Origin of the sequence: Micromonospora sp. M51 (assembly GCF_018070305.1) — a bacterium.
Classification (GTDB): domain Bacteria; phylum Actinomycetota; class Actinomycetes; order Mycobacteriales; family Micromonosporaceae; genus Micromonospora; species Micromonospora parva.
The window spans coordinates 1-7,505 of sequence record NZ_JAGPXZ010000261.1 but is presented as its reverse complement, the minus strand read 5'-3'; the positions used below and the strand labels follow the sequence as shown (position 1 = coordinate 7,505).

9 protein-coding genes and 1 pseudogene are annotated in these 7,505 nt (G+C 71.1%); 3 read left to right on the top strand and 7 right to left on the bottom strand.

Going from position 1 to position 7,505, the window contains the following annotated elements; translation table 11 throughout:
* Positions 1-426 (bottom strand): biotin--[acetyl-CoA-carboxylase] ligase (locus KBX53_RS15845; protein ID WP_210860079.1); only part of this gene is annotated, 426 nt, incomplete at its 3' end.
* Between the two features lie 84 nt (positions 427-510).
* On the opposite strand from KBX53_RS15845, the gene KBX53_RS15840 reads away from it, so the two are divergent.
* A complete protein-coding gene (locus KBX53_RS15840; protein ID WP_030328892.1) occupies positions 511-2,094 on the top strand; it encodes an acyl-CoA carboxylase subunit beta in 1,584 nt (527 codons plus the stop codon).
* A 30-nt stretch (positions 2,095-2,124) separates the two neighbouring features.
* Here the strand turns inward: KBX53_RS15840 and KBX53_RS15835 are convergent, their stop codons facing one another.
* From KBX53_RS15835 to KBX53_RS15820, 4 genes are all read right to left on the bottom strand, one after another.
* Positions 2,125-3,006 carry a hypothetical protein gene (locus KBX53_RS15835; protein ID WP_210860077.1) on the bottom strand — a complete coding sequence of 294 codons (882 nt, stop codon included), beginning with the start codon at positions 3,004-3,006 and terminating at the stop codon, positions 2,125-2,127.
* Positions 2,999-3,499: a SigE family RNA polymerase sigma factor gene (locus KBX53_RS15830; RefSeq protein ID WP_210860075.1), complete on the bottom strand. Its 501-nt coding sequence runs from the start codon at positions 3,497-3,499 to the stop codon at positions 2,999-3,001. The genes KBX53_RS15835 and KBX53_RS15830 overlap by 8 nt, the downstream gene beginning before the upstream one ends.
* A gap of 62 nt (positions 3,500-3,561) precedes the next feature.
* Positions 3,562-4,545: a ketopantoate reductase family protein gene (locus KBX53_RS15825; RefSeq protein ID WP_210860073.1), complete on the bottom strand. Its 984-nt coding sequence runs from the start codon at positions 4,543-4,545 to the stop codon at positions 3,562-3,564.
* 61 nt (positions 4,546-4,606) lie between these two features.
* Positions 4,607-5,350 (bottom strand): M50 family metallopeptidase, encoded by a 744-nt coding sequence (locus KBX53_RS15820; protein WP_030328900.1) that lies wholly within the window; start codon positions 5,348-5,350, stop codon positions 4,607-4,609.
* A gap of 223 nt (positions 5,351-5,573) precedes the next feature.
* On the opposite strand from KBX53_RS15820, the gene KBX53_RS36370 reads away from it, so the two are divergent.
* Together KBX53_RS36370 and KBX53_RS15810 are read left to right on the top strand one after the other, a co-directional pair.
* Positions 5,574-5,762, top strand: a complete 189-nt coding sequence (locus KBX53_RS36370) for a Uma2 family endonuclease (RefSeq protein ID WP_247675686.1) — start codon at positions 5,574-5,576, stop codon at positions 5,760-5,762.
* A 124-nt stretch (positions 5,763-5,886) separates the two neighbouring features.
* Positions 5,887-6,639, top strand: coding sequence for a GH25 family lysozyme (locus tag KBX53_RS15810; RefSeq protein WP_030328902.1), 753 nt, complete (start codon positions 5,887-5,889; stop codon positions 6,637-6,639).
* An 83-nt stretch (positions 6,640-6,722) separates the two neighbouring features.
* Here KBX53_RS15810 and KBX53_RS15805 read toward each other — a convergent pair whose 3' ends face one another.
* Together KBX53_RS15805 and KBX53_RS15800 are read right to left on the bottom strand one after the other, a co-directional pair.
* Positions 6,723-6,950, bottom strand: a complete 228-nt coding sequence (locus tag KBX53_RS15805) for a hypothetical protein (protein ID WP_030328904.1) — start codon at positions 6,948-6,950, stop codon at positions 6,723-6,725.
* Positions 6,951-7,015: 65 nt separating this feature from the next.
* Positions 7,016-7,505 (bottom strand): annotated as a pseudogene (locus KBX53_RS15800) (serine/threonine protein kinase); the annotation flags it as partial.

The following is a 7,505-nucleotide window of genomic DNA, read 5'->3' as shown; positions in this document are numbered from 1 at the left end:
GATCAACAGGTCGTTGGGCCACTTCAGGGTGGCCTCCAGCTCGGCCAGCCGGGCCACCGCCTCGACCAGCGCCACGCCGGCCAGCAACGGCAGCCACCCGTACCCCGTGGGTGCCGCCGGCGACCAACCGCGGTCCGGCACGGCCTCGCCGGGCCGCAGCAGCACGCTCGTCGCGATGCCGGCCCGGGCCGGCGACTGCCACACCCGACCGCGGCGACCACGACCAGCGGTCTGCCGTTCGGCGACCACCACCAGGCCCTCGGGCTCGTCGGTCCGGGCCGCCTCGGCCACGTCGGCGTTGGTGGAGCCGGTCTCGGCCCGCAACTCCAGCCGGGCCCACGGCCCGTTCGGCGCGACCAACGCGCGGCGCAGCCGGGCCGCCGACAGCGGCGGCCGGTCCAGATCGGTGTACGGGGAACCCGGCATTCCGCCAGCCTACGGCGGTGCCCTGATCGACACTGAGGCGTACTGCACAGGGGCACCCACCTGAACCATCGTTATATTCCCAGGGTGACTACCGAGACCGGGACCAACATGCACAGCACCGCGGGCAAGCTGGCGGACCTGGAGCGCCGGGTCGACGAGGCGGTGCACGCCGGGTCGGCCCGCGCCGTGGAGAAGCAGCACGCGCGCGGCAAGAAGACCGCCCGCGAGCGGATTGAGATGCTGCTCGACGAGGGATCCTTCGTCGAACTCGACGAACTGGCCCGGCACCGGTCCACGGCCTTCGGGCTGGAGAAGAACCGGCCGTACGGCGACGGTGTGGTCACCGGCTACGGCACGGTGGACGGCCGGCAGGTGTGCGTCTTCGCCCAGGACTTCACGGTCTTCGGTGGTTCGCTCGGCGAGGTCTTCGGCGAGAAGATCGTCAAGGTGATGGACCTGGCCATGAAGATCGGCTGCCCGGTGGTCGGCATCAACGACTCCGGTGGCGCGCGCATCCAGGAGGGCGTCGTCTCGCTCGGCCTCTACGGTGAGATCTTCTTCCGCAACGTCCGGGCCTCCGGTGTCATCCCACAGATCTCGCTGGTGATGGGCCCCTGCGCCGGCGGCGCGGTCTACTCCCCCGCGGTCACCGACTTCACAGTGATGGTCGACCAGACCTCGCACATGTTCATCACCGGCCCCGACGTGATCAAGACGGTGACCGGCGAGGACGTCGGCATGGAGGAGCTGGGCGGCGCGCGTACGCACAACTCCCGCAGCGGTAACGCGCACTACCTCGCCACCGACGAGGAGGACGCTGTCGACTACGTCAAGGCGCTGCTGTCGTACCTGCCGTCGAACAACCTCGACGAGCCGGTCGTCGTCGAGGCCCCCGCCGACCTGACGATCACCGACGAGGACCGCGAGCTGGACACCCTCGTCCCGGACTCCGCCAACCAGCCGTACGACATCCACACCGTCATCGAGCACGTCCTCGACGACGGGGAGTTCCTCGAGGTCCAGCCCCTCTACGCGCAGAACATCGTGGTCGGCTACGGCCGGGTCGAGGGGCGACCGGTCGGTGTGGTCGCCAACCAGCCCATGCACTTCGCCGGCACCCTGGACATCGCCGCCTCGGAGAAGGCAGCCCGGTTCGTGCGCACCTGCGACGCGTTCAACATCCCGGTGCTGACCTTCGTGGACGTACCCGGCTTCCTGCCCGGCACCGGCCAGGAGTGGGACGGCATCATCCGCCGGGGCGCCAAGCTCATCTACGCGTACGCCGAGGCCACCGTCCCCAAGGTCACGGTGATCACCCGCAAGGCGTACGGCGGGGCGTACGACGTGATGGGCTCCAAGCACCTCGGCGCGGACCTGAACTTCGCCTGGCCGACCGCGCAGATCGCGGTGATGGGTGCGCAGGGCGCGGTGAACATCCTCTACCGCTCCGAGCTGGCAGGTGCCGAGGACCCGGCGGCGGTCCGGGCCGAGAAGATCGCCGAGTACGAGGACACCCTGGCCAACCCGTACGTGGCCGCCGAGCGGGGGTACGTCGACGCGGTGATCCCGCCGCACGAGACGCGCACCCAGATCGTGCGGGCGCTGCGCATCCTGCGCACCAAGCGGGAGACCCTGCCGCCGAAGAAGCACGGCAACATCCCGCTGTAACGCGGGGTCCAGTTCCCTCGATCGGCGCCCTCAGCAGTTCGGGGGTGGGGCGTTGGCGTTCGGGCACAGGCGCGCCACGGCCGCGACGGCGAACTGTTGGAGTTCCGCCTCGGTGCCGTCGCGACCGAGGCTGAGCACCGAGACGAGATCGCCGACCTGCACCACCGCAGTGTTGGTCGGGCGCGTCTCGTCGTCGAGCGTCGCGCCGGTGTTCACGTCCCGGGCCTGGGAAATCGTGTGGGTCAGCAGGACGCCGCCTTGCCCCCCAGAGTCCAGCGGCCGGACCTGCCACCGGTGCACCGCCTCCGCCGTACCGGTCTGCCCCTTCCGCTCGTACGGCCCGCGGCTGCGCCACTCGTCGCACGGGTCCACCAGACCCTGGAGGGTCACGAGGGTCAACGTCGCCTCGTCCTGTGTGGCCATCCGGTAGACGTCCTGCATCACGAGGACGTCGGCGTTGCCGGGCTCGGTTCCGGCGGGACGCGCCCGAAGCAGGGTCTGTGAGCGGGACAGGCGGGAGAACCGCCACCCCTCCGGCAGCCCCAGGTTCGCCCGGCACTGATCGAGCATCGCGTCGACCCGGACCGGCTCCCCCATGCCCGCCTGGCTGAGCTGCACCTCGATCGGGCGCGTCAGGTCGGCCGGCTGGAGCAGGGCGTCGGTGGTGATCTCGTGCTGGGTCGGCGTGGCGTCGGGCGAGGCGGAGGCGGCCGGAAGGGCCGACGGCGGAGATGTCCTCGGCGCGGCGACCGCGGCGGCGGACACCCCGGCGAGGGCCAGCACGACGGTGGCCGCCACGATCCTGCGCTGGCTGCGGCGACGGGCTCGGGCACGGATCTCCTCCGGGCCGAGCCAGCGCACGTCCCGCAGGTCGCGCTGAATCTGTTCGACCAAGGTCGGGTCGTCACGCATCGGTGGCCTCCTCCAGGTCAGAGACGGCGAGCAGACCGGCGAGCGCAGCGCGCCCCCGGGAGAGTCGAGCCTTCACCGTGCCCACCGGGGCCGCGGTCTCCCGGGCGACCTCGGCGACAGGCATGCCCACCAGGTAGTAGAGGGCGATGGCGACGCGTTGCTCCTCGGGCAGCCGGCGCAGGGCGGCGACCACCGCGACGGTGTCGGTGCCCGGCCCGGGAACGCTCTCGATGGCCCCGTGTCGCAGGTAGGCACGGGCCCTGCTCCGCAGACTGCGCCAGCGGCTGACCGCGATCCGACTGGCCACCACCCGAACCCACGCCTCCGGGTCGTCGTACGCGCTGACCGTCGACCAGCGCTGCCACGCCCGGACGTACGCCTCCTGCACGGCGTCCTGCGCCTCGCCCCGATCGCCGGTGAGGGCGTAGACGAACCCGAGGAGTCGTTGTCGACTCCCCCGGTAGAACTCGTCGAACCCGTCGACGTCCGGCACCAGCTACCTCCCCGTGTCGGTCGCTGGGAACACGCACCGCGCGGGGTGGTCGGTTGCCCCGGTCAGGCGATCATCTTCTCCAACTCGGCGAGCGGGAACGCGCCGGCCGCGATCCGCTCCCGGGCCGCCCGGCGTACGGCCCGCTGCACCGCCACGTTGGCCGGTGTCGGTACGCCGTGCAGCCGGCCGAGCAGGGCGATCTCCCCGTTGAGGTGGTCGACCTCGGTCGAGCCGGTGCCCCGGGCCAGGCTCTGCCAGGTGGAGCCGCCGGAACGGGCCTCCCCGGCGACCGGGCGTTGCCCGACCAGGTCGCCCCGTTCGGCCTTCTCCTCCTCCGGCGAGGTGTGCGCGATGCCGGCGGCGGCGAGCGCGGCGACGCCCTCGGCGCGTACCCGCTCGGCCAGCGCGTCCGGGATGTCCCGGCCGAGCAGCGCCTGCAGGCCGTTACCGAGGTTGCTGAGCAGCTTGCCGTACTTCCAGCGCAGCACGTCGGCGCGGACCGGGGCGACGAAGCCGGCGGCGGTCAGGTCGGCGGCGATCGCCGCGTCGGTGTCGTCGGCACCTGCGGGGTACCGGCCGATGTGGAGCATCCCGGGGTGCGGGTACCCGTTGGCGACCACCACGCCCGGGTCCAGGTGGGTGGCCGGCAGCCAGACACAGACCGGGTGCACGTCGGCGAAGAGCCGCAGCGCGGCCCGCTCGTTGGCCACCCCGTTCTGCGCGGTCACCAGCGGCAGACGTTCGCCGGCCGTGCCGCCGCCGACCACCGGCGCGTCCACCCAGGTGGCCAACGCGCCGGCGGTGTCCTGCGACTTCACGGTGAGGATCAGCACGGTGTCCGCTGGCAGCGGCTGGTCACCGGGCCGGTCCACCGCCGCGAGCCGGGCGGTGACCTCACCGTCGGGCTGCCGCAGGGTCAGACCCCGCCTCCGGATCGCGTCCAGGTGGGCGCCGCGGGCCACCACTGTCACGTCCCGGTCGGCCTGGGCCAGCCGTACGCCGATGGTGCCGCCGACCGCGCCCGCCCCGATGATCACGTATCGCATGGCCTCATTCTGCCCGCCCGTGCGCCTTCCGCCCGGTGCGCCGCCCGCCGGTTGCCTTCCGTTAGCTGGCCAGGCCGGCGTCGGTGAGGAACGGGCCGGCGAGCAGGAGTGCGCCGGCGATCAGCGCCGCGAGGTTGATCACTGCGAAGAGGCTCACCCAGAAGAACCCCGGAAACGGGGTGAGCCCGGCGAGTTGGTCGGCGTCGGAGGCGGGCATCCGGCCCCGGGAGCGCAGCCGTTGCAGCTCGACCACCGGCCGCACCCCACCGAGCAGCAGGAACCACACCCCGGTGTACGCGAAGGCGGCCTGGACCTGCGGCGTCGCGTACCACGAGACGGCGAACACCAGCGCGCCGGTGACCAGCAACGACACCACGCCGAAGGCGTTACGGATCATGACGAGCATGGCCAGCAGCAGCGCCACCGCCACCCAGAGCAGCAGGGTGATCCGGTTGCCGCCGAGCAGCCAGGCGCCGGCCAGCCCGACCAACGGCGGTGCGACATATCCGGCGAGCAGGGTGAGGATCATGCCCGGCCCGGTGGGACGGCCGGCGGAGAGCGTCAAACCCGACGTGTCCGAGTGCAGCCGGATGCCGCGCAGCTTGCGGCCGGTGAGCAGGGCGACGAGGGCGTGCCCACCCTCGTGCGCGATGGTGATGGCGTTACGGGCGATCCGCCACGGCAGCCGGGTGGAGACCACCACCAGCGCCACCGCCCCGGTGATCAGCACCAGCAGCGCGGGCGGGTCCGGCTGCGCGCCGAACAACGTGTCCCACTTCTCGCCCAGCCCGTCGATCGACATCATGGGGCGCGAGCCTACCGGCGGCGTTTCCGTGTCGCTCCCGAGGCACCGGCTCGTATCCGGTGAGACTGATCGGGTGGCGAGTGAAGCGGGAGGTGAGCGCTGATGAGTGCGGAACCCCTGGGACACCACGTCGGGCTCTGGACCGAGGCCGACTACTTCGCCCTGGGTGAAACCCCGGACCGGATCGAGCTGCTCGACGGGAGCCGCCGATCGCCTGGTCAAGATGCAGCTCTACGCCATCGCGCGAATCCTCTGGTACCTGCTGGTCGAGCAGGACGGGGACGGTCACTCGTTGCGGCTGTTCCGGCTCGACGGCGAGCACTACGTCGAGGACCAGGTGGCCAAGCCCGGCGAGACGCTGACAGTCGTCGAGCCGTTCCGCTGGCAGCTCGACCCGGCCACACTGCGCTGACCCGTTCCTCTCGTCACCAGGGCGACAGACGGCCACCGATGAAGCTTTTTTCAGCCGCCCTTGCGATCTAGGGCACTTACCTCCAAAGATGGACGTCGATAGAGCGACGTCCTTGGAGGCACTCATGGCCCGTACCTCATCAACGCTGCGCCGCGCACTCGCGGCCGGCCTCACCGTCCTCGCCACCGCGGCGGCGGCCCTGGTAGCGACCGCCGGACCGGCGGCCGCAGCCACCACACCCGGCATCGACGTGTCCCGCTACCAGGGCAGCATCAACTGGACCAGCGTCCGCAACGCGGGCATCCAGTTCGCCTTCATCAAGGCGACCGAGGGCACCAGCTACAAGGACCCGAACTTCAACGCCAACTACGTCAACGCGTACAACGCCGGGGTGATCCGCGGGGCGTACCACTTCGCCCGCCCGAACATCTCCGCCGGCTCCACCCAGGCCAACTACCTGGCGTCCAACGGCGGCGCCTGGTCCGCGGACAGCCGCACCCTGCCCGCCGCGCTGGACATCGAGGGCAACCCGTACAGCGGCGGCTACTGCTACGGCCTCAGCACGACCGGGATGCGCAACTGGATCCAGGACTTCCTGAACACCTACCGCTCCCGCACCGGCCGGTACGCGGTCATCTACACCACCACGAGCTGGTGGAACCAGTGCACCGGCAGCTGGACCGGCCCGTGGGCGAACCACCCGCTCTGGCTGGCCCGATGGGCGAGCGCGCCGGGCACGCTGCCGGCCGGCGCGTCGGTGTGGAGCTTCTGGCAGTACACCAGCACCGGCGCGGTCTCCGGGATCAGCGGCAACGTGGACCGCAACTACTGGAACGGCGACCGGAGCCGCCTGATCGCGTTGGCCAACAACACCTGACCGGGCCGTTGGCGGCAGCGGGATCGACGGTCACCAGCACGGTCGACAATCGGTCCGGCTGCCGCCACACCACCGGGTACGGGTCAGGCCCGCCGCCGGCTCAGGGCCGGCACCACAGCATCCTCACGAGCCAGCGCGCCCCGGCGGGTCATCCGCCAGGCAGCAACGCCAAGGCCGGCAACGATCACGACGCCGAGCAGTGCGACGAGCACCGAAACCCCCGCGCTGACCAGCAGCAGAATCGCGTCGCCGAGCGCCACGAGCATCCACAGTGCCAGCCGGGGCCGAGTGTCCCTCCGTCGGTAACCCATGTCGTGCCTCCTTCCGTCGTCAAAGGTCAATTACCCCGGACGACGGAAGGTCATGCGAATGAGTTTCAGTCCTGCCGGTCGGGCACGAAACCCTTGGCGATCCGGTCGAAGTTCGGCAGGTTGGCCTGCCAGTCCTTCTCCGCGATCTCCCACCGCAGGGCGTAGCCCCGGTTGCTGGCCGTCACGAACCCCCGGTTGCGGACGTGGATCCGCTGCCCGTCCCGAGTCTCCAGCCACTCCCAGTCCGCACAGGTCTTCCAGAAGTTACAGCGCTTGATGCCGAGGTTCTGGTAGTTCTTGACGATCTCTCTGCGGTCCGGCTCGATGCGCTGCCAGTCCTTGTAGGCGTCGTCCTTTGGGGTCGGCGTCCACTGCACGAGCAGCTCCCCCGGCCCGTTGGACTCGTCGAAGACGACAGTGTTCTGACCAGCGTCGCGGCGCACCCAACCGTCGGGGATCGGCAGGGCGAAGCCTTCCGGGTCCCGGTGCAGCTTCCAGCCGGCCGGCAGCGCGTTCGGGTCGACCGAGGGAGTGGCCGAGGCCGACGGGCTGGGG

Coding starts and splice junctions, on each gene's coding strand:
- KBX53_RS15820 (WP_030328900.1), bottom strand. CDS start 5,350: ATGATGTCGATCGACGGGCTGGGCGAGAAGTGGGACACGTTGTTCGGC.
- KBX53_RS36370 (WP_247675686.1), top strand. CDS start 5,574: ATGCAGCTCTACGCCATCGCGCGAATCCTCTGGTACCTGCTGGTCGAG.
- KBX53_RS15825 (WP_210860073.1), bottom strand. CDS start 4,545: ATGCGATACGTGATCATCGGGGCGGGCGCGGTCGGCGGCACCATCGGC.
- KBX53_RS15810 (WP_030328902.1), top strand. CDS start 5,887: ATGGCCCGTACCTCATCAACGCTGCGCCGCGCACTCGCGGCCGGCCTC.
- KBX53_RS15805 (WP_030328904.1), bottom strand. CDS start 6,950: ATGGGTTACCGACGGAGGGACACTCGGCCCCGGCTGGCACTGTGGATG.
- KBX53_RS15835 (WP_210860077.1), bottom strand. CDS start 3,006: ATGCGTGACGACCCGACCTTGGTCGAACAGATTCAGCGCGACCTGCGG.